This window comes from Neptunomonas sp. ABH4_499 (assembly GCF_056160565.1).
The window spans coordinates 117,067-138,227 of the sequence record NZ_JBSWXK010000001.1; the positions used below are offsets into that span (position 1 = coordinate 117,067).

Sequence of the window (21,161 nt, forward strand, 5' to 3'; positions counted from 1 at the left end):
TAATTTAGCCTGCCTTTGCGTTTTCTTCTTCCTGAGCGCGCCACTGTACGGCCACGCCATTGTTATATCGGATGTCTATTTTTTCGATCTGATCCGCGCGATCGGCCAGTTGCGTCTGATACACATGCAAAAAACGATTCAAACGCTCTTTGATCTGTTCACGCCCTAAAATCACCTCGATACCGTTGTTCAGCTTAAGCGTCCAGGCACCGCGTGTTTCTAAGGTCAGTTCGACCATGTTGACCTCTGCCCCTTTAAACAGCAGGCTCAAATCATGGTACTGCGCCATCAATTGCTGCGTGGCACTGGCCGGTCCTTGCAGCAAAGGCAAAAAGGTGTAATCCTGCTCATCACCTGGCCAAAACACATCGCCTTGGTGATTCAGCAAGCCTTTGTCGCCCCAACGGGCCACAGGGCGTTGCTCATCAATGACCACTTTAAGCGCTGGCGGCCAAACACGGCTGATCTCGGCACCGTGAACCCACGGCTCTTCTAATAAGCGGTCATGCACAGCACGAATATCCAAGGTCAACACATCAGTTTGAATACCCGCCGCCAGTTTTTCAGCAATCTCTTGGCGGTTGATGTACCGAGTATCACCTTCGATTTCGATCTGCTCGATCGGGCGATCTAACCAAGTTTTAAAATGGTTAAACCCCATCGTACCGGCACCCAGAAAAATCATCAGCCCAAGCGAGATGGCCGCCGTTTTCCAAAGGCCATTCCACTCATTAACCGAAGTCTCACGACCCTCCGGTGCCTTCGGAGGCAGCTCGTTTTGGTCGTAGACTTTAAGGCGCTGAACACTGGCACTCATCATTACGCCTCGCTGATGATCTCAACCACCAGCTGCTCGAAGCTGTAACCTGCTTCTTTTGCTGCCATCGGTACTAAGCTGTGATCGGTCATACCCGGTGCCGTGTTTACCTCAAGTAGGTAAAACGTCCCTTGCTGATCTTGCATCACGTCGACACGCGCCCAATCTTTACAGCCCAACGCTGTAAATGCCTCTTCACACAAGCGACCGAGCGCTGCGCTTTGATCGTCACTTAAATCGTTATCGAACAGATAACAGGTGTCATTGGCTTGATATTTGGCGTCGTAATCATAAAAGTCATGCGGTGTGACCAGTCGAATCGCTGGTAATGCTTTGTTATTAAGCACCGCAACGGTGAACTCAGCGCCGGTTACCCACTGCTCCGCAATCACGCTGGTATCGTAACGAATCGCATCCTGCCATGCGGATTTAAGCTGCTCGGCGTTGCTGACTTTATGCATGCCGATGCTCGAACCCTCATGGGCAGGTTTGATCATTAATGGAAAACCGAGTTCCCGTTCTGTATCAATTAAATCCGCTTCGCTGGATAGGATTTTAAACAGCGGCGTTGGCAAACCAGCACCGACAAACAGCTGCTTGCTGCGCAGCTTATCCATACCAATGGCCGACGCTGCGACACCGCTTCCGGTGTACGGAACCTTCATCATCTCAAGCAGGCCTTGTATGGTGCCATCTTCACCGCCACGACCATGAAGGATCAAAAAAGCACGGTCCATCGGCTCAGCCATCAACTGCTCGATCGGGTTAAGGTCGCCGTTTTCGCCGAATAGATCGATCCCGAACGCATCAACACCTGCGCGTTGCAGAGCAGCCAACACGGCGACTCCACTTCGAAGGGACACCGCGCGCTCGGCGGAATTACCGCCGTAGATGACCGCAACACGACCCAGCGTTTGGGCTTTTTCAGCAGAAATCTGATAGGTCATGATGCGTCTCCTGAAAGATCGAGCTTAGCCAGCTCATGCGCAATGGCGGTGATGTTACCGGCCCCTTGCGTCAATAATAGATCACCCGGCTTAAGAAGATTTTTGATCACATCCGGCACTTCTTCAGCGGTTTTTAAATACACAGGTTCGATGTTACCGCGCTGACGAATACTGCGGCACAAGCTTTTACTGTCGGCACCGGCAATTGGCTCTTCGCCGGCAGCGTACACTTCCATCAGGAGTAAGGTGTCGACATCCGATAGGACTTGCACGAAGTCCTCGTACAGGTCACGTGTACGTGTATAACGGTGCGGCTGATAGACCATCACTAAGCGCTTTTCTGGCCAGCCTTCTTTAACCGCCTTAATGGTCGCTGCCACTTCACGTGGGTGGTGACCATAGTCATCCACCAGCATCGCAGTACCTTCGGCCAATGGGATGTCGCCCAGCACTTGGAAACGACGACCTACGCCTTGGAACTGCTCAAGTGCACGGCAGATAGCGCCATCATCTATTCCTTCATCGGTAGCCACCGCGATGGTTGCCAACGCGTTCAACACGTTGTGCTCACCTGGCATATTGACGGTAATACTCAGGTCAGTCAGGCCATCTGGGCGCTTCGCAGTAAAGTGCGTTTTCATGCCCTCTTGGTGGATATCCACCGCACGAAAATCCGCTGATTCATTCAGACCGTACGTCAATACAGGTCGACTCACCTCAGGTAGGATCTCACGCACTACCTCATCATCCGTGCACATCACGGCCAGACCATAAAATGGCAGGTTGTGTAAAAAGTCGATGAACGTACGTTTTAGCGTATTAAAGTCACCGCCGTAGGTGTCCATGTGATCGGCATCGATGTTGGTAACAATCGCGACCATAGGCTGCAGGTGCAAGAAGGACGCATCGCTCTCGTCAGCTTCCGCAATCAAATAACGGCTTGCGCCCATACGCGCATTGGTACCGGCACTGTTTAAGCGACCACCGATCACAAACGTCGGGTCTCGATCGCCCTCTGCAAATACCGAGGCTAACAAGCTGGTGGTTGTGGTTTTACCGTGCGTACCTGCCACCGCAACTCCGTGACGATAGCGCATCAGCTCCGCCAGCATCTCTGCACGGCGAACCACCGGCACACGGGTTTCACGTGCGGCTTTCACTTCCGGGTTCGTTTCGGTCACCGCAGAGGAGATCACCACGACATCCGCCCCGATGATGTTGGCCTCGGCGTGACCAATGTGAATCGTTGCACCCATCGACGCAAGACGCTCGGTTGTCGCTGACGCACGGATATCGGAGCCTGAAATACGGTAGCCTTGGTTACACAGCACTTCTGCGATACCGCACATACCCACACCGCCGATTCCGACAAAGTGGATGGTTTTGATCCGGCGCATTTCCGGAACTTCATAGACCGTAGGTGCGCGATCTAGACTGCTCATTTCATCATCTCCAAACAAATTTCGGCCACATGTTGGCTGGCCTGTGGACGCGCAACACTGCGCCCTTGATCTGCCATGCGCACAAGCTCGGCACGGTCAGACTCGTTTTTCATTAAAGACACCAAATCATCCACGCCAAGGTCGCGCTGCTGAATCAAACGCGCAGCGCCTGCATTGACTAAAAACTGGGCGTTTGTGGTTTGGTGATCGTCCACCGCAAACGGGAACGGAACCAGCAGCGCAGGTACACCGGCAATGGCCAATTCACTGACGGTTAACGCGCCAGATCGGCACACCACCCAATCAGCCCAACCATAGGCGTCGCTCATTTTCTCGATGAAAGGCACTACCTTTGCGCTGACACCAAGCTCATCATAGATAGCTTGTGTCTCTTCTAAATTTTTCATGCCCGTTTGGTGCCACACCTCGGGGCGCTCATCGGGTGATAACTCGGCCAACGCCTTGGGCATCAATTCGTTGATCGCCTTAGCGCCAAGGCTCCCGCCGACCACTAGGATTCGAAGAGGCCCTGTGCGGTCTTTAAAACGCGCGCTGGGCTCTGGCAGATCCAAGATATCGCCACGTACCGGGTTACCGACTGTTTCACTTAGTACCCCTTCACCAAAGGCACCGCCAAAGGCTTCTAACACCCGTGAAGCAAATCGGGCCGATAAGCGGTTGGTCATGCCCGCGGTTGCGTTTTGCTCGTGGATCACCAAAGGTACACCCGAGAGTTTCGCAGCAACGGCACCTGGACCTGAGGCAAAACCACCCATGCCCATCACGACATCGGGCTTTACGGTGCTGAACACTTTTTTCGCCTGGCGGATTGCTTTAAAGATACGAAACGGCGCCGCCAGTAACCCAAGCTTGCCCTTCCCGCGGACACCTTGCACATCAATGGTGTGCAATGGAATGCCCGCTTCGGGGATCACTCTGGATTCGATACCACGCTCGGTACCCATCCAATGAACCTCAACGCCTTGTGCTCGCAGCACATCGGCCGTTGCCAACGCCGGGAATACGTGACCACCAGTGCCGCCGGCCATAATCAATGCCGTTTTACTCATCACGAATCCCTCATGGATTTAAGGCCAGTTCGCTCCATAAAGCGGCTGGCAAAGTCTTTTTTTGCAGGCCCAGAACGGCGAGTCGATGGGTCGGCCACTAAAGGCGTCGCCGAGGTGTCTCTGGCACTTGTTTGCGTATCATCAGCCGTTTGTTCTTGCATTTGCGCCGCGTCACTGTCGGACGCTTCTGCCTCAGTTTTCGGGCTGGACGGAGCTTTAGCCGTGCTACTGGTGCGTTTTTTCTCTTTTTTATCCGAGAAAGACCTCACCTTTAATTTTGCCAACGGGCCAAAATCCTCATCGGCAATCGGGGCACCTAAGCGCTCTTTTTTCAGGGCATTATCAATGCGCAGCACAATGGCGATCATGGCCGTACAGACAATCAAACTACTGCCACCGTAACTGAGCAGCGGTAGCGTCAAACCTTTTGTGGGTAATGCGCCTACGTTCACGCCGATATTGATCAAGGCTTGGCCTGCTAATATAAAACCAAAACCGTACGCCATATATCCCATAAAGAAGCGGTTTTGTTTTTCCGCTTGGCGACCAATGATAAAGATGCGCGCAATCAGCAGCGTGTACATCAAGACAATCGCAATGGCACCCACAAAGCCCAGCTCTTCGGCCAGCACGGAATAGACAAAGTCCGTATGCGCCTCAGGTAAATAAAACAGTTTTTGCACCGAGTTACCTAAACCGGTACCAAACCAATCTCCGCGACCAAAGGCGATCTGAGCTTGGGATAACTGGTAACCACTGCCAAACGGGTCGGCCCATGGGTCTTGGAAGGATTTAAGACGCTCCATCCGATACGGTTGCAGCACAGCCATGATCGAGATCAGTACCACAGCACTGATCAGTACCAGTAAGAACTGCCAAAAGCGCATACCGCCTAAGAAGATCATGCCCATCACGGTACCCATTAAGACCACCGCGGCGCCGTAGTCGGGCTCCATCATCAGAAGAACAACAAACACCGCCAACGGCAGTACGGGTTTGACGACCCCTTTCCAACTGGTACGAACCTCCGCCAAGCGACGCACCAAATACCCGCTTAGGTACAGAACCATACAAAACTTGGCGATTTCCGAAGCCTGCAGGTTCAAAGGGCCTAACCCAATCCAGCGGCGGCTGCCATTTACTTCGCGGCCGATGCCCGGGATCAATACGATCACCAATAAGAACAAGCCCACAAACAACAGGTGTGGGCCGTACTTTTCCCAAAAGCGCGGTGGGATCCAAAACGCGACCAAAGACCCCACCAGCGAGATCAGGATAAATAGACCGTGTCGTTCAGAGAAGAAAAACGCATCTTTGTAGCGTTCAGAAGCCACATCCATAGATGCAGATGTAATCATCACAAAACCAGTTAAGACCAGCGCCACCGCCGTACACAACAACCACGGGTCTAACGGCAACACGCCGCCTTTTGGCAATGACAGCCAACGCGGTGGTTCCATTAATGGTGTGTGTGTTACGCGCTTTGTGGTCACAGAGCCTCCACCGCAGCCACAAACCGATGGCCACGTTCTGCGTAATTTTTAAACATATCTAAACTGGCACACGCGGGCGAAAGCAGCACTAAATCCCCAGACGCTGCAATTGCAGCGCAACGCTCTACCGCGGCCTCTAAAGAGTCGACCCGCTCGGACGCAACCTTTGGGGATGACTCCTTGAGTGTAGATTCGATGCTAGGTGCATCTTTACCGATCAACACCACATGCTTCACGTATTGATTAATAGGTGCGGCTAGATCATCAAAAGCCGCTCCCTTACCATCGCCACCTGCGATCAGAAGAATCTTGCCCTGAGTTAAAGTCGGCCCCAAGCCCTCCAGAGCAGCAACCGTTGCGCCAACATTGGTGCCTTTCGAATCGTTGAAGTAGGCAACGCCGTTCTTTTCAGCCACCCATTGGCAACGGTGTTCAAGCCCTGGAAAAGTTGCAAGGGTCGTTAACATCGCATCCATCGGCAGCCCAGCCAGATGCCCCAAACCTAACGCGGCAAGTGCGTTAGCAACGTTATGGCGCCCCGGCATACGGATGTCTGCAACTTTCATCAAAGGATCAAGCCCGAGCGCAAGCCACTCTTCCCCTTCGTGCTCCAGTAAGCCAAACACTTTGAAATCAGGCTTACCGAGTCGGAACCCCCACAACTGCGACTGCGTAGACAGCAACGGATGCGTCAGTGCATCGTCACGATTTTCCAGCGCAAACTGACAACCGCGATAGATACGATGCTTTGCTTGATAGTAAGCCTGCATGTCCGCATATCGGTCCATGTGATCTTCACTGACGTTTAATACCGTGGCCACACGGGCGTTCAGCTCGTGGGTGGTTTCCAATTGAAAACTGGATAGCTCCAGTACATAGAGTTGCTTTTCCCCTTCGTTAAGCATCTCCAGAACCGGAGTACCCAGGTTACCGCCAACCCCAACGGTTAGCCCGGCGTTTTTCGCCATCTCGCCAACCAAAGTGGTTACTGTACTTTTTGCATTCGACCCCGTAATGGCGATAATCGGTGCCGACACTTCTCGACAAAAGAGATCAATATCCCCCACCAAACGCACTCCAGAGGCAATTGCCTCTTGAATGGCGGGCTGATCTTTAGCCACCCCAGGGCTTATTACCATCTCACTGGCGCGTTTGAGCAGATCCGCATCCAGCGGGCCAAGATACAAGTCCACATCCGGAAACTCGTGCTTAACCGCATCAAGGTGAGGGAGTTGCTCTCGGGTGTCCATCAAAGCAAAACGCGCCCCTTTACGCGCTAAATAGCGCGCGCATGAGAGCCCGGTAATTCCACATCCGATCACAAAAGTGAATTGATCGGTCGTAATCAGTGACATGCTTTGACAGTCCTCTTTTATCTTTAAATCGTTGATTAACGAATTTTCAGTGTGGCCAAACCGACCAACACCAATACCACGGTGATGATCCAGAAACGGACGATGACACGTGGTTCTGGCCAGCCTTTTAACTCAAAGTGATGGTGGATCGGTGCCATTCTAAATATCCGCCGCCCCGTCAACTTATAAGAGGCCACCTGCAAAATAACGGACACGGTTTCCATCACGAACACGCCGCCCATGATCACCAGTACCAACTCCTGACGGACGATAACCGCAACCGTGCCAAGTGCCGCACCCAATGCCAATGCACCGACATCCCCCATAAAGACTTGTGCGGGATAGGTGTTAAACCACAAGAAGCCAAGACCAGCACCGACAATGGCGCCACAGAAAATAATCAACTCGCCCGAGCCTTTGATGTACGGAATCAAGAGATACTCCGAGAACACCAGGTTACCGCTCAGATAAGCAAAGATCGCCAATGCGCCTGCGACCATAACGGTCGGCATGATCGCAAGGCCATCGAGACCATCCGTCAAGTTCACAGCGTTGGATGTGCCAACAATCACAAAGTACGTAAAGACAATGAAGAAGATGCCTAAATCGAGCACCACATCTTTAAAGATAGGCACAATCAGCTGGGTCTCAGCTGGGCTTTGCGCTGTGAAATAGAGCACACCTGCCGCACCCAAGCCGCCGACCGACTGCCAAAAGTATTTCCAACGAGCTGGCAATCCGCGGGAGTTTTTCTCGACCACTTTACGCCAATCGTCCACCCAACCGACGCCACCAAAAATCAAGGTAACAATCAGCACAATCCAAACATAGCGGTTGGTTAAATCAGCCCACAACAAGGTACTGACTGCAATTGATAGGAGGATTAATGCGCCCCCCATGGTTGGCGTACCCGCTTTGCTCAAGTGGGATTGCGGGCCGTCATCACGGACGGACTGGCCAATCTGCTTTGTTTTCAGATAGGTGATTAAACGCGGACCAATAAACAGGGAAATCCCAAGGGCTGTGAGAACCCCCATGATTCCTCGCAAGGTCAAATATTGAAACACCGAAATCGCTGAAAAATACTGCGACAGGAGATCGGCTAACAGTAATAACATCTATTTTTCTCCACCCGTAAGGCCATCTACAACGGTTTCCATTCCGGAACTACGTGAGCCCTTCACCACAATCCGCGTTCTTGCTGTCATTAGAGGCAACATGGCATTAACCAAGCTGCTTTTATCGTTAAAATGCGCGGCGGATTCACCGCCGGCTTTTTGGAACCCATCCACCGCCTCTCGGCACAACGGACCCACGGCAAATAAGCGCTGCACCCCTTTGGATGCGGCGTATTTGCCAAGTTCGCGGTGTATGGCTTTCGCATCACCGCCCAATTCGCCCAAGTCACCTAGGACTAACGTCGCTTCGCCATCTAAGTCCGTTAGGGCGTCAATCGCCGCCATAACCGAGCCTTTATTCGCGTTGTAGGTATCATCAATAACCACACTGTCCGAATGGCCGACAAGACTACACAAGCGCCCCTTAACCGCTTTGAAACGAGCAATCCCTTCGGCCACTTTTTCAAGTGAGACACCGGCTGCCAACGCCATACTCGCCACCGCGGCCGCATTAGCCACATTGTGACGGCCCAGCACCGACAGTTCGGCCGTTACTTTCTGGCCATCGGCCTCAATAACAAAGCGATGTCCGCCGTGCTTTTGGCGTTCAATGCGACTCACACAAATGTCCGCACTTTTGCCAGCAACGCTGTAGGTTAATGTCTTCACGCTTTGCGGGATGCGCTTTAACCAAGCCTCAGAGGCTGAGTCGTCCAGATTAACCACCGCCGTGCCGCCATCGCGAATCCCTTCGTAGATTTCGCCTTTGGCTTGCACAACACCTTCTAGCGAGCCAAACCCTTCTAAATGCGCCGCCATGGCGTTGTTCACCATGGCGATGTCCGGTTGGGTAAGCCCGACCGAATAAGCAATTTCGTTCGGGCCACTGGCACCCATTTCGATCACAGCAAAACGGTGCTCTGGCGCTAAACGCAACAAGGTCAGTGGCACACCGATCTCATTATTAAGGTTGCCGATCGTCGCAAGCGTTGTATCAATCCCCTGCATCACGACACTGAGCATCTCTTTAACGGTGGTTTTGCCGCTGCTGCCCGTAATAGCGAAGGTCGTGCCAGAAAAAAGGCTGCGATTATAGGCGGATATCTGCCCTAATGCGATGCGTGTATCGTCAACAACTAACTGGGGGATAGCACACTCTACTGGGTGATTCACAACTACAGCGCTGGTCCCTTGGGTTACGGCTTGATCGATAAAGTCGTGTGCATCAAAACGCTCGCCTTTTAACGCTATAAACAGCGACCCGACATTGATGGTGCGTGTATCGGTACTGACAGCATTGATCGCAACATCCTGACCAATCAGCTCTGCATCAATGGCCTTGGCCAATTCACTTAGGAGAAATTCAGACTTCATCATACTGCGCTCTCCTTAGATGATGACTCGTTAAGGGGTAGGCCTTGTAAATTGGCTGCAATCTCTCGATCACTGAATGGGTGCTTCACGCCGTGAATCTCTTGGTAGTCCTCATGCCCCTTACCCGCAATCAAGATCAGATCCGCTTCAGTGGCGTGATTGAACGCAAACTGGATCGCTTCGCGGCGATCTTCCAATGCGCTAATCGATTCAGTGGTTTTAAAGCCATCCAGAATCATCTTGATGATCGCATCTGGCGCTTCGGTTCGTGGGTTATCGGAGGTCACAACAACACGGTCCGCGAAGGTTTCGGCCACCTGGGCCATCTCCGCGCGTTTGCCGGTATCTCGATCCCCACCGCAACCAAACACAACCCAAAGCTGACCCTGACAGTGTGCTCTGCACGCTTGCAAGGCTTTTTCGAGCGCGTCTGGCGTGTGCGCGTAGTCTACAACCAAGGTTGGGTTGCCGGCTTTTGCGAACAACTCCATTCGCCCAGGTACCGCTTTTAATGAAGACATGGCCGCTGCTATCGCCTCCCCCTTCAACTTGAGGCGATATAACACCGCAGCGACCAGTAACAGGTTACTGACGTTAAACTGGCCAAGCACTGGCACGGTCACGTCAATGGATTCTTCCTCAAAGGCTAACGTCATCGAGATGCCATCATCGCTAAGCTTAACGGACTCGGCTTTGAGCGACGCATCTGGCTGGCCATCGGCCGAGTAACTGAAGGCCGACCGGCCCAGCATGGCTGTGACGGTTTGACCAAGGGCATCATCGGCGTTTAAGACATTGTGGGTTGCGCCGCATTCGGTAAAGAGGCGAGTTTTCGCGCCTGCATAGGCGGCCATCGTTTTATGGTAATCAAGGTGATCGCGACTCAACTGCGTCAGTGCCGCCACATCAAACTCAATCCCTGCCACACGGCCTTGATCCAATGCGTGAGAGCTGACTTCCATCACGACAGCATCGGCACCTTGATCTTTAAACTCACGCATCATCGCGTGCAGGCTGATCAGATCCGGCGTGGTGTGCGTTGCCGTAGAGAGCGACTCTAAAAAGCCGTTCCCAACCGTGCCCATAATCGCCACTTTTTGGCCAACCGCGGTAAGCGCCTGCGCTAAATAATGCGCACAGGAGGTTTTCCCGTTAGTGCCTGTGATGCCAATCACCGTCATCTGCTGAGTAGGGTCACCGTAAAAACGGCTTACTGCCACACCCACAGAGCGATTAAAGAACTCGACTTTCAATACAGGGATCGAGAATCCCGTCAGGTCCGCATCCGCGTACTGGTCGGCATCCACTACCGCAACTACTGCCCCTTTTTGAGCGGCCGATTCAATAAAGTCGATACCCTTGTGCGCTACGCCATCACGGGCGATGAATAGATCCCCCGAGTGGATCGCACGGCTGTCCTGTTGTACACCGTGAATAAGCAACGAAGCCAGATCCGAAGATGATCTGGCTAAACCGAGCTGTTGTAGCGTTAGGGGTGATCGCTGTGTCATTGCATCACCACCGTTGTGCCATTGCCTTGCGGCCATTGATCAGGAGGGACGTTTAACGTACGCAACGCTTCGCTCGCCACACGAGCAAACACCGGTGCCGCAACTTCGCCACCGTAATACTCTTGCCCTTTAGGATTGTTGACCATGATGGCAATCACAATCTGAGGGTCCGAAATCGGCACAATGCCCGCAAACACGGAGATGTACTTATCTTCGGCGTAACCACCGCCGGTTGCCTTGTGAACCGTACCGGTTTTACCGGCCACTCGGTATCCATAAACGGCCGCGCGGCGACCTGTACCGCCCACTTGGGTAACGGTCTCCATCATTTGGAGAACCGATTCAGCCACCTCTTTTGGCATGACGCGCTTGCCTTTTTCCGGCTCGTTTTGCTTGATTAAAGAAACGGGGTGAATCACACCTTGGTTCGCCAACGGCAAGTAAGCTTGCGCCAATTGAAGCGGTGTTAACGACAAGCCGTAACCGTACGACATCGTTGCACGCTCAACCACGCGTTTCGCACCGTAGAACGGCAAACTGCCCGAACGCTCACCCGGAAAGCCAGTACCGGCTGAGTGACCAATACCCACGTTATCAAACAAAGAACGCACCGCATTTTCATCCATACTGAGCGCCAACTTGGTCACACCCACGTTACTGGATTTGGTGATGATGCCGGTCAAATCCAACTTACCGTAGTTACGGTGATCTCGAATGGTGCGGCCTTTCACACGGATGTAACCAGGCGAGGTGTCGACAATGCTCTCGACATCGTACTGACCCGACATTAAAGCGGCTGAAATGGTCAGCGGTTTCATGGTTGAGCCCGGTTCAAACAGATCCGTTACGGCGCGGTTACGCAGCTCCTCTGGGTTGAGGGAGGAACGATCATTCGGGTTGTACGAAGGCTGGTTGACCATCGCCAATACCTCACCGGTTTTCGCATCCAACATCACCAGTGACGCAGAATCCGCTTGGTGCGACTGAACCGCCGCTTTTAGCTCTCGATAGGCTTGGTATTGAAGACGTAAGTCGATGCTGAGCTGGATATTACGGCCCGGCTTCGCCTCATCAATCGACTTGATATGTTTGATGGTACGGCCCATACGGTCTTGCATCACAAGCTTGCGGCCTGGCTCCCCTTTCAGGAAGGGTTCGTACGCCATCTCTAGGCCTTCTTGGCCTTTACCTTCGATGTTGGTAAAGCCGACCAAGTGCGTGGTTACCTCACCGGCTGGGTAGTAACGTTTGTAAGCACGATCCACGTGGATACCCGGTACACCTAAGGTTTCAATCTGTTCCGCAAGCTCAGGGGTTACTTGGCGCTTCAAGTAGATAAATTGTTTCTCTTGATGCGTCTCTAAGCGCGAAGATAAAGCCTGGCGTGAAGTACCCAGCAATGTCGCCAGATGATCCAGCTTAGGACTAAGGCGGTCAGAACGACTTGGGTCAGCCCACACGGTAGCCACAGGCGCACTTACAGCCAAAGGCTCACCATTACGATCAGTGATTAAGCCTCGGTGTGCCGGAATCAAGGTCGTACGCAATGAGCGCGCATCCCCTTGGCGTTGAAGAAAATCTTGATCCAGCGTGTACAGCGACACCAATTTGGCAACGATACCACCTGCAATCAAAAGCAGCAGAAAGAAGATCAAGAACAGCCGCCAGCTTCGGCCGGCCGAGTTCAACCAAGAGTCCGCATCCGCTGTTTGCGTTTTTTTATCGCTCATAACGGACAATCTCAATTTGTTGAACACGTGGAGAATTCATGTGCAGGTTTTCAGTCGCAATCCGCTCTACTCGCGCATTGGCACCAAAGGCACTTTGTTCGAGCAGCAACTGGCCCCATTCGACTTGGAAATCATCCCACTGGGAGACCAAGCTTTGGTGCGAGTTAAACAGTTTGCGGTACTCATAAGAGGAATAGATCACCGCCAAGGCACTGACCGTGATGGACACCACCAGCAAAATAATCAAGCTAACTGGGCGTGCAAGCTCCTCTGCACTGAGTAAACGTGCTCCAGCATCCGCCACAGATGGCGTATTTGACGTCTCTTTCATAAAACCAAAAACGCCCTTCGCCTTCGTTGGGCGGCTGCGCTTTTGGGATGTGTTTTTACGTTTTTTAAACACGCTTACTCTCTTCCTGTTAATTAAGGCCGTGTCGGCTTACATCCATGAACAGGGTTACTTCAATTTTGTCGCCACTCGCATCACTGCACTGCGCGAGCGAGGGTTATGTTTTACTTCATCAGCCGAGGCTTTGATCATTTTGCCTTCCGCTTTCAGGCGCTTATTGAGCATATCTTCAGTAAACGGAATCCCAGGTGGCAGATGCTCGTCACCTTTTACATAACGGCGAATAAAACGCTTTACAATGCGATCTTCAAGCGAGTGGAAGCTGATAATCACCAAGCGACCACCGACTTTTAAAGACGCCAATGCGCCTTCTAGGCATTGTTCTAAATCTTCAAGCTCTCGATTGATATGAATGCGGATCGCCTGAAACGCTCGGGTAGCTGGGTGTTTGCCCTTTTCCCAAGCCGGGTTCGCATCCGAGATAATTTTGGCCAAGTGCGCGGTGGTGGTAATGGGCGATTCTTCACGCGCTTTGATGATGGCTTTTGCCATGCGACGACCGAACTTATCTTCGCCGTAAGTGAAGATCACATCGGCGACATCCTCTTCACTGGCGTGGCTCAACCACTCTGCGGCGCTCTCGCCCTGCGTGACATCCATGCGCATATCCAAAGGGCCATCGTGCTGAAAACTAAAGCCGCGTTCTGGGTCGTCCAACTGCGGAGAGCTCACGCCCAAATCCAGCAAAATGCCATCGACCTTCTCGTATTCACCGCGCTCGGTTACAAAGGATTGCAACTGGGCAAATGAGCCATGCGCGATATCAAAGCGCGGTTCATCGGCAAAACGGGCATGGGCGTGTTCGATCGCCTCAAGGTCTTTATCGATCGCCATTAAGCGACCTTGCTCACCAAGACGACCTAAAACCAGAGACGAGTGTCCTCCGCGACCAAAGGTTCCATCGACATAAAACCCATTTGGATCTTGAACTAAGGCATCCACCGCTTCATTAAGCAAAACGGTGATGTGCTGAAAAGAGGATTCACCCACGCTGATCTTATCTTCTTGGTTAATTCGTTAATCTTATAAAGAGAGGTTTTGAAGCATCTCTGGCAATTCGTCATCGTCATCCTCTTCGAGGTAACGCGTACGAAGATCATTCCAGGTGTCTTCATCCCACATCTCAAACTTGCGGCCCTGGCCAACAAGCATCACTTTTTTATCGAGGTTAGCGTAGTCGCGAAGCACCGATGACACCAAGATTCGGCCATTGCCATCCATCTCGACATCTGTGGCGTGCCCCACCAGCAAACGCTGTAATCGACGGGTTGTTTTATTGAGGCTTGGCAGTGCATCGAGCTTGGCTTGAATTTTTTCCCACTCATCAATCGGGTACAACAGAAGGCATTTATCTTCTGCATCAATCGTCAACACAAGCTTACCCGCACACTCTTCCGTGATCTCCTCACGGTAGCGCGCCGGTATGGCCAGACGCCCTTTGGCGTCCATGTTGATTTGATTGACTCCGCGAAACACGGTCGGGATTCTCCACCTGGGCGACACTTCGCCACACAAAACACCACAATTACCCACAATTACCCACTAATGCCCACTATAGGAAGTAAACATAAGCTTTGCAAGTTTGCGACAGGTAAAGACCCTGCAATATGAGAGGCTGTATTATTAGAATTGAACGTAAAATCAGGAAATGAGCGACAGTTTTTAGAAATACACTTACTAATCAAGAGACTAGTAAAAGTTCAATTTAAAAAACACCGCTCAATAGATGAAGAATTTTGATCTAGAAAAACGCTTATCGCTCGGCCATCAAGCGACACATACCAGGGATCACCTGACGCTGATCCTCTTTGGCAAACTGCAGCTTAAGATCGTAAAAACGCTGATGATTTTGATCAACGCTTTGATGGAAGAGCTGCTAACTAAAGCCACTAAAAAAGATAAGACTGTGCAGAGTCGAATGAACATACCGGCATCCACCTAATGCTCATCCGTAAGCCGCTACGTTTGAAATAAAAAAGAAGAAGTTGAGTTCGCCGATAAGCCGGGTTCTGTCGTGGACAGTCATTCATCTAGGGTGTACGTCGCCATACACCTCAAGCAACCTACCCGGATCCAGCGCGGGCCACGCCTGTAGGATCCCTATTTGGTCTTGCTCCTGGTGGGGTTTACCGTGCCGTGGAATGTTGCCACCCACGCGGTGCGCTCTTACCGCACCCTTTCACCCTTACCGGTACCCGAAGGTACTTAGGCGGTCTACTCTCTGTTGCACTGGCCGTCGGCTCACGCCGCCCAGACGTTATCTGGCACCTTACCCTGTGGAGCCCGGACTTTCCTCCCTTTAGCAAGCTAAACGGCGACTGTCTGGCGAACTCGCGGCGCACTATATCAGCTTTTGCGCTCCAGAGCGATCTGATACAGAGCATTCTTTTTCTCGCCCGTTAGCTTAGACGCAAGCGCCGCCGCTTTTTTAACCGGCAATTCCTCTAGGAGTAGATCCAATACCCGAAGCGTTTCATCAGAGACACCCTCTTCATCGAGCTTCTCAACCCCTTGCACCAAGACAACAAACTCACCTTTTTGCTGGTTGGCGTCCTCTTTTACCCACTCAAGAAGATCTGCCAATCGACTGCCATGAACCGTCTCGAAGGTTTTCGTTAATTCGCGCGCCAACACCACATAACGATCATCTCCAAGCACCGCTTGCATGTCGGTTAAAGACTCCACAATGCGATGGGTCGACTCGTAAAAAATGACGGTACGATCTTCACCTAACAAGGCTTCAAACTGCTGTTTGCGCCCCACCCGTTTTGCCGGCAAAAAACCTTCAAATACAAAACGATCGGTTGGGATACCTGCAACACACAAGGCCGTAATTACCGCACTGCAGCCTGGCACAGGTACTACTTTAAAACCCGCTTCTTTCACCGCACGAACCAAAATAAAGCCCGGATCGGAAATTAATGGGGTTCCCGCATCAGAAATAAGGCCAATAGATTCGCCTTTCGCGAGTTTATCCAGTATTGTTTGCAGTCTTTGTCGCTCATTATGATCGTGCAACGAGATCATGGGCGTTTTGATGTTAAAGTGCGCCATCAATCGGCCACTGTGGCGTGTATCTTCAGCCGCGATTAAGGCAACGGACTGCAGAACCTCTACCGCCCGGGGTGTCATATCACCCAAGTTACCGATTGGTGTGGCTACCACATATAAAACTGCATCAGACATAACAATCCATCCATCATCAGGGTGCTAGAGTATATGATGAATTTTAAACGCCTGTCTCTTACTGTGGCGTTAGCAGGCATCGTAGCAGGCTGTTCTATGCCGCCGATGAAAGGCCCGCAAGTTGTAGATCGTAATGCCAGCAACACCCAAGTTGCGGCCACACAAACCGAATCACCGGACGCTTTACTGGCGAAAGCAAGCAGAGCTCAACCGATTGAAGCGGCGCAGTATAAACTTGCTGCAGCGCGCCGAATGATTGAGCTTGGCGACGAGGATCGTGCTAAGCCTCTGCTGGCCGATATCGACACCAGCATTCTGCCACCGGCGCTTCGCTTTGATATCTTAAGCTTACAAACGCGTCAGGCCATTGATGACAATGACCCAGACCAAGCGCTGAGCTATCTGGCCTATATGCCGGCGCTGAGCACCCTGCCAGAAGAAGACGTTTTACTGTCCGAGCAGCTCTATGCCGAAGCGTTCAACCTTAACGGCCAAGCACTTGATCAAGCCAAAACGCTGATCGAAAGCACCCGTTATGTGCACGATGAAGCCGAGCTTCAGGATTATCACAACCGCATCTGGGCGGCACTTCAGCAAGTAAGCAGTCCAAGCTTACAGCAGGCTATCCAAGGCGGTAATAACGACTACACCCTACAAGGTTGGTTAGAGCTTGCGCAAGCGGCGCGTCAAATCATTGATGTGAGCAGCTCAACCACCAACATCGAGAACTGGCTAGCTGTTTGGCAAGCTCACCCAGCTGCGCAAATCATGCCGCAAGACCTGTTACGCGGCGGCAGCGAAAACCTAACCAACGTCGGCCGTATTGCCGTGATGCTTCCGAGCAACGGCAACCTAGCCCGCGCCGCTAAAGCGCTGCGCATCGGTATTGAGCGCGCCCATCAAGCCGCGAGCCAAGTAGGCATGGTGCCGGAACTTGTCTTTATTGACAGCAGTGCTCTCAACAGCGCTGAGGAGATGATCAGCGCCGCGCAAAACCAAGGTGCACAAATGGTGATCGGCCCCTTGGATAAAACCAAAGTCAGTGCATTGACACAGAATAACCAGTTACCACTGCCGTTTTTAGCTCTGAACTACGTCGACCAATCGGGTTTTAACCTGTTCCAATTTGGTTTATCCGCGGAAGACGAAGCACGTGATGCTGCCACTACCGCTTACCTCGATGGTAAGTTCAGCGCCTTGGTGATGGTACCCAACACAGATTGGGGCCGACGTGCAGAGCAAGCCTTTAAGGACAGCTTTACCCGCCTTGGCGGAACAGTCGTTGACTCGTTGCAGTTTGAAACAGCGAAACTGTCTAACCAGATCCCGCAGATTCTGCGAGTTGATACGCGCCGTTTACGCGCCAACGATCTTCGTCGTCGCCAAAAGAAAAGCTACAGCTTTGCGAACATTCGACGCAACGATGCCGATGTCATCCTAATGGCCGCTGACCCGCAAGATGCGCGACTGATTAAACCGTTTTTGAAGTATTACTTCGCGGATAACATCCCTGTTTATGCGACCTCTTTGGTGTACTCCGGTGCGCCTAACGCAAAACTGGATGTGGACCTTAACGGATTACGCTTTGGTGATATACCTTGGATGCTAGAGTCACCTTCTCCGCTTCAGCGTAGCATTGCTTCGCAGTACGGTGACGCCCGTACTCGATACGGTCGACTGTACGCCATGGGCGTGGATGCCTTTAACTTGTACCCCTATTTGCAGCAACTGAGCATGACCTCGGGCGCGCAATTCCAAGGGGAAACAGGCAATCTATCGATTTCGCCGGACAACCGTGTTCAACGCCACATGACATGGGCGATTTTCTCGGCTGGCGTGCCTAAACTGTTGGATCAGTAATACGAGAGCGTGCATGGACGCACCGACAAAACAGACACGAAAAGCCAAGCAGGACATCCAGCCGAAAAAGAGGATCACCCAAAAAAAGGGAGATGCGGCTGAATCCCACGCTTGGCACTGGCTTATCCAGCAAGGACTTCGCCCAGTAAAGCGCAACTACCGCTGCCGACTGGGCGAGATCGATCTGATTTTACTCGATGGCGATACCCTAGCCTTTGTTGAGGTACGCCGCCGCAAAAATCAGACATTCGGTGGCGCAGCCCAATCGGTCACGCACCACAAACAACAGAAAATCATAAAAACGGCACAGCACTTTTTGATGAGCCACCCTAACTATCAATCACTTGCTGCGCGATTTGATGTGATTGCCTATGAATCAGCACCTGAAGAAATTGCGCCAATATGGTATAAAGGCGCCTTTACTCTCTGATCCGGATTTCGTCATTAATGGAACTTGAAGATCGCATTATTAATCTGTTCCACCATTCGATGGACACAAATGCCCATACCGTCGAACAGTACACCCCACTGATCGCCCATGCGAGCGAGCTGATGATGGGCAGCATCGCCAGTGAATTAAAAGTGGTGTGCGTGGGTAATGGCGGCTCGGCAGCACTGGCACAGCACTTTTCATCCCTGTTGTTAAACCGTTTTCGTCATGAGCGCCCAGGCCTTCCTGCCATCACAGTGGGTACCGATACCGCGGCCCTGACCGGGATCGCTGAAGAGTCCAGCTTCAGCGATGTGTACGCTAAGCAGATTCGCGCCATTGGCCAACCGGGCGATGTATTGCTGGTGATCTCCAACCAAGGTAAGTCCAACAGCTTGGTTCAGGCGATTCAAGCGGCGCACGACCGCGACATGACCGTGGTTGCCATTACCGGATACCACAGCAGTAATATTTCGGCACTTTTACGCCCCGACGAGGTCGAAATTTGCGTACCGTCTGAGGACAGCGCAATGATCTTCGGTGCACACCTTTTGATTTTGCACTGCCTGTGCGATTTGATCGATTATCAGCTATTTGGAGCCTAAGCCCATGTACAAGAAACTGACTCTATGGACCGCCGCTGCTTGCATCCTTACCACCCTAACTGGCTGCTCCTCGTTCATCAGCGCAACGCGCGAAGAACCGATCCATGAAGACGCCGGTAAGCGCACGCTAGGCTCGTACGTTGAAGACGAGATGATCGAGAACAAAACCCTAGTGAACATCAACAAGGGCTCTTCTGCGGTTAATACAGCGCACATTGGCGTTACCAGCTATAACGGCATCCTTCTTTTGACTGGCCAAGTCCCTAATGAAGCTGCGCGTACCGAAGCCGAGCAAATTGCGATGCAAACCCGCAACGTTCGCAAAATTCATAACGAGCTGGAAATTGAAGGCCCAACGTCGGGCTTGATTCGCACCAATGACGCGTACTTAACCAGCCGCATCAAGCTGCAATTATTGACCAACGAAACGGTTGAAGGTGGTCGCATTAAAGTCGTGACCGAGAACGGATCTGTCTACTTGATGGGCCTAGTAACGGAGCAAGAAGCCAACAACGCGGTTAACATCATCCGTACTGTGTCAGGCGTTAAGCGTATCGTAAAAGTGTTTGAGTACATTCCAGGCCGTTAAGACCAAACTCACACCTTTAGCCACTAAAAAGCCGCTTTGAAAAGCGGCTTTTTTAATGGACTTACTGAGCGCCAAAGTAGCTGATTTAAGCTATTTAACGACCTTAAGCGATGGGCGCTGTTTTTTCGGCGGCTTCGTTGATGAAGGCTCCGGCGGGGTTGGCTCTGGGTCATAGCCATCACTGACATAGACCTCGGCACCCGGCTCTTGACCAAAGCCCATACCAGCACCGTTTTCACGAGCATAAATCGCCAGCACCGCGCACATCGGCACGTAAACGTTCATGGGAACACCGCCAAAACGAGCACTGAAGCTTACGGCATGTTCATCAATACTAAGACCCACAACGGCCGAAGGACTGATGTTTAGGATAATCTGACCGTCAGAGATAAACTGCTCGGGCACCACGACCCCTTTAATCAGAGCATCCACCGCGATGTGTGGTGTCAGATCATTATCGACTAGCCATTCGTTTAAAGCACGAATCAAATAAGGACGACTGGGTGTCATACGCTCTCCGGTTTCTATAAAAAAGGGATGACAAAGCATCCCTTTCTATCGCCATCGATGTCGGCGCGTGATTAGTCACGCATTTCGCGTTCAGCGTCAGACAAGCTTTCACGGAAAGCGTCACGGCTGAACACACGATTCATGTAATCCAACAGATGCTTGCACTGCGCTTCTGGCAGCTCCACACCCAAAGAAGGCAAACGCCACAAGATCGGTGCTAAGCAGCAATCGACCAGGGTAAACTCTTCACTCATGAAGAATGGCTTTTCACCAAAGATCGGTGAAATTGCAACTAAGCTGTCGCGCAGATCTTTACGCGCATTTTCCAGCTCATCCACACTGGCTTTGCCAGAGGTGATCAGATCCACATGTTTGCACCAGTCACGCTGGATGCGGTACATGAACAAGCGGCTTTCTGCACGCGCTACTGGATACACAGGCAACAACGGTGGATGAGGAAAACGCTCATCCAAGTATTCCATCATTACGTTTGATTCATACAAAACCAACTCACGATCCAGAAGGGTCGGCAGGCTGTTGTATGGGTTCAGATCCGCCAGATCTTCTGGCAGATCATCCACATGGCAGTCCACAACATCTACAGCTACACCTTTTTCCGCCAACACGATACGAACGCGGTGACTGTAGTGGTCATTCCCATCTGAATAAAAGGTCATGGAAGAACGTTTCGCCACAACTCCCATCGAATAATCCC

The 21,161-nt window shown here is 52.0% G+C and carries 21 protein-coding genes and 1 other RNA gene; 5 read left to right on the forward strand and 17 right to left on the reverse strand.

Annotated features, from left to right (window positions below):
• Nucleotides 1-4 precede the first annotated feature (4 nt).
• Genes ACXAF9_RS00525 through mraZ form a run of 13 tightly spaced genes read right to left on the reverse strand, consistent with a single transcriptional unit; the run spans nt 5 to nt 14,742 of the window.
• Entirely contained in the window at nt 5-820 is an 816-nt protein-coding gene (locus ACXAF9_RS00525; RefSeq protein ID WP_475069273.1) for a cell division protein FtsQ/DivIB, read from the reverse strand.
• The gene (locus ACXAF9_RS00530; RefSeq protein WP_475069274.1) at nt 820-1,764 is read right to left on the reverse strand and encodes a D-alanine--D-alanine ligase; all 945 of its coding nucleotides are present in this window, start codon (nt 1,762-1,764) and stop codon (nt 820-822) included. Before ACXAF9_RS00530 ends, ACXAF9_RS00525 begins: the two co-directional genes overlap by 1 nt.
• Nucleotides 1,761-3,206 carry a UDP-N-acetylmuramate--L-alanine ligase gene (gene murC, locus ACXAF9_RS00535; RefSeq protein WP_475069275.1) on the reverse strand — a complete coding sequence of 482 codons (1,446 nt, stop codon included), beginning with the start codon at nt 3,204-3,206 and terminating at the stop codon, nt 1,761-1,763. The genes ACXAF9_RS00530 and murC overlap by 4 nt, the downstream gene beginning before the upstream one ends.
• Nucleotides 3,203-4,276: an undecaprenyldiphospho-muramoylpentapeptide beta-N-acetylglucosaminyltransferase gene (murG, locus tag ACXAF9_RS00540; protein ID WP_475069276.1), complete on the reverse strand. Its 1,074-nt coding sequence runs from the start codon at nt 4,274-4,276 to the stop codon at nt 3,203-3,205. The genes murC and murG overlap by 4 nt, the downstream gene beginning before the upstream one ends.
• Entirely contained in the window at nt 4,276-5,769 is a 1,494-nt protein-coding gene (gene ftsW / locus ACXAF9_RS00545; protein ID WP_475069277.1) for a putative lipid II flippase FtsW, read from the reverse strand. The genes murG and ftsW overlap by 1 nt, the downstream gene beginning before the upstream one ends.
• Entirely contained in the window at nt 5,766-7,124 is a 1,359-nt protein-coding gene (gene murD / locus ACXAF9_RS00550; protein ID WP_475069278.1) for a UDP-N-acetylmuramoyl-L-alanine--D-glutamate ligase, read from the reverse strand. Before murD ends, ftsW begins: the two co-directional genes overlap by 4 nt.
• Before the next feature lie 35 nt (nt 7,125-7,159).
• Nucleotides 7,160-8,242 carry a phospho-N-acetylmuramoyl-pentapeptide-transferase gene (mraY, locus tag ACXAF9_RS00555; protein ID WP_475069279.1) on the reverse strand — a complete coding sequence of 361 codons (1,083 nt, stop codon included), beginning with the start codon at nt 8,240-8,242 and terminating at the stop codon, nt 7,160-7,162.
• Nucleotides 8,243-9,619 (reverse strand): UDP-N-acetylmuramoyl-tripeptide--D-alanyl-D-alanine ligase, encoded by a 1,377-nt coding sequence (locus ACXAF9_RS00560; protein ID WP_475069280.1) that lies wholly within the window; start codon nt 9,617-9,619, stop codon nt 8,243-8,245.
• Nucleotides 9,616-11,127: a UDP-N-acetylmuramoyl-L-alanyl-D-glutamate--2,6-diaminopimelate ligase gene (locus ACXAF9_RS00565; RefSeq protein WP_475069281.1), complete on the reverse strand. Its 1,512-nt coding sequence runs from the start codon at nt 11,125-11,127 to the stop codon at nt 9,616-9,618. The genes ACXAF9_RS00560 and ACXAF9_RS00565 overlap by 4 nt, the downstream gene beginning before the upstream one ends.
• Nucleotides 11,124-12,857, reverse strand: coding sequence for a peptidoglycan D,D-transpeptidase FtsI family protein (locus ACXAF9_RS00570; protein ID WP_475069282.1), 1,734 nt, complete (start codon nt 12,855-12,857; stop codon nt 11,124-11,126). The genes ACXAF9_RS00565 and ACXAF9_RS00570 overlap by 4 nt, the downstream gene beginning before the upstream one ends.
• Complete coding sequence (gene ftsL / locus ACXAF9_RS00575; protein ID WP_475069283.1) at nt 12,847-13,260, reverse strand: cell division protein FtsL; 414 nt, start codon at nt 13,258-13,260, stop codon at nt 12,847-12,849. Before ftsL ends, ACXAF9_RS00570 begins: the two co-directional genes overlap by 11 nt.
• A 54-nt stretch (nt 13,261-13,314) precedes the next feature.
• The gene (rsmH, locus tag ACXAF9_RS00580) at nt 13,315-14,256 is read right to left on the reverse strand and encodes a 16S rRNA (cytosine(1402)-N(4))-methyltransferase RsmH (RefSeq protein WP_475069284.1); all 942 of its coding nucleotides are present in this window, start codon (nt 14,254-14,256) and stop codon (nt 13,315-13,317) included.
• 33 nt (nt 14,257-14,289) lie between these two features.
• Nucleotides 14,290-14,742, reverse strand: a complete 453-nt coding sequence (mraZ, locus tag ACXAF9_RS00585) for a division/cell wall cluster transcriptional repressor MraZ (RefSeq protein ID WP_475069285.1) — start codon at nt 14,740-14,742, stop codon at nt 14,290-14,292.
• Between the two features lie 250 nt (nt 14,743-14,992).
• On the opposite strand from mraZ, the gene ACXAF9_RS00590 reads away from it, so the two are divergent.
• Complete coding sequence (locus ACXAF9_RS00590; protein WP_475069286.1) at nt 14,993-15,208, forward strand: hypothetical protein; 216 nt, start codon at nt 14,993-14,995, stop codon at nt 15,206-15,208.
• 40 nt (nt 15,209-15,248) lie between these two features.
• Here the strand turns inward: ACXAF9_RS00590 and rnpB are convergent.
• Both rnpB and rsmI read right to left on the reverse strand, forming a co-directional pair.
• An RNA gene (gene rnpB / locus ACXAF9_RS00595) (RNase P RNA component class A) lies at nt 15,249-15,600 on the reverse strand.
• A 12-nt stretch (nt 15,601-15,612) separates the two neighbouring features.
• A complete protein-coding gene (rsmI, locus tag ACXAF9_RS00600; protein ID WP_475069287.1) occupies nt 15,613-16,452 on the reverse strand; it encodes a 16S rRNA (cytidine(1402)-2'-O)-methyltransferase in 840 nt (279 codons plus the stop codon).
• A 33-nt stretch (nt 16,453-16,485) separates the two neighbouring features.
• Between rsmI and ACXAF9_RS00605 the strand changes: the two genes are divergently transcribed.
• Genes ACXAF9_RS00605 through ACXAF9_RS00620 form a run of 4 tightly spaced genes read left to right on the forward strand, consistent with a single transcriptional unit; the run spans nt 16,486 to nt 19,936 of the window.
• Nucleotides 16,486-18,312 (forward strand): penicillin-binding protein activator, encoded by a 1,827-nt coding sequence (locus tag ACXAF9_RS00605; RefSeq protein ID WP_475069288.1) that lies wholly within the window; start codon nt 16,486-16,488, stop codon nt 18,310-18,312.
• Nucleotides 18,313-18,325: 13 nt separating this feature from the next.
• The gene (locus tag ACXAF9_RS00610) at nt 18,326-18,742 is read left to right on the forward strand and encodes a YraN family protein (RefSeq protein ID WP_475069289.1); all 417 of its coding nucleotides are present in this window, start codon (nt 18,326-18,328) and stop codon (nt 18,740-18,742) included.
• Nucleotides 18,743-18,759: 17 nt separating this feature from the next.
• Nucleotides 18,760-19,347 (forward strand): SIS domain-containing protein, encoded by a 588-nt coding sequence (locus ACXAF9_RS00615; RefSeq protein ID WP_475069290.1) that lies wholly within the window; start codon nt 18,760-18,762, stop codon nt 19,345-19,347.
• A 4-nt stretch (nt 19,348-19,351) separates the two neighbouring features.
• Entirely contained in the window at nt 19,352-19,936 is a 585-nt protein-coding gene (locus ACXAF9_RS00620; protein ID WP_475069291.1) for a BON domain-containing protein, read from the forward strand.
• Nucleotides 19,937-20,026: 90 nt separating this feature from the next.
• On the opposite strand, the gene ACXAF9_RS00625 is transcribed toward ACXAF9_RS00620, so the two are convergent.
• Together ACXAF9_RS00625 and sspA are read right to left on the reverse strand one after the other, a co-directional pair.
• Entirely contained in the window at nt 20,027-20,446 is a 420-nt protein-coding gene (locus ACXAF9_RS00625; protein WP_475069292.1) for a ClpXP protease specificity-enhancing factor, read from the reverse strand.
• A gap of 71 nt (nt 20,447-20,517) precedes the next feature.
• A complete protein-coding gene (sspA, locus tag ACXAF9_RS00630) occupies nt 20,518-21,150 on the reverse strand; it encodes a stringent starvation protein SspA (protein WP_475069293.1) in 633 nt (210 codons plus the stop codon).
• Nucleotides 21,151-21,161 lie beyond the last annotated feature (11 nt).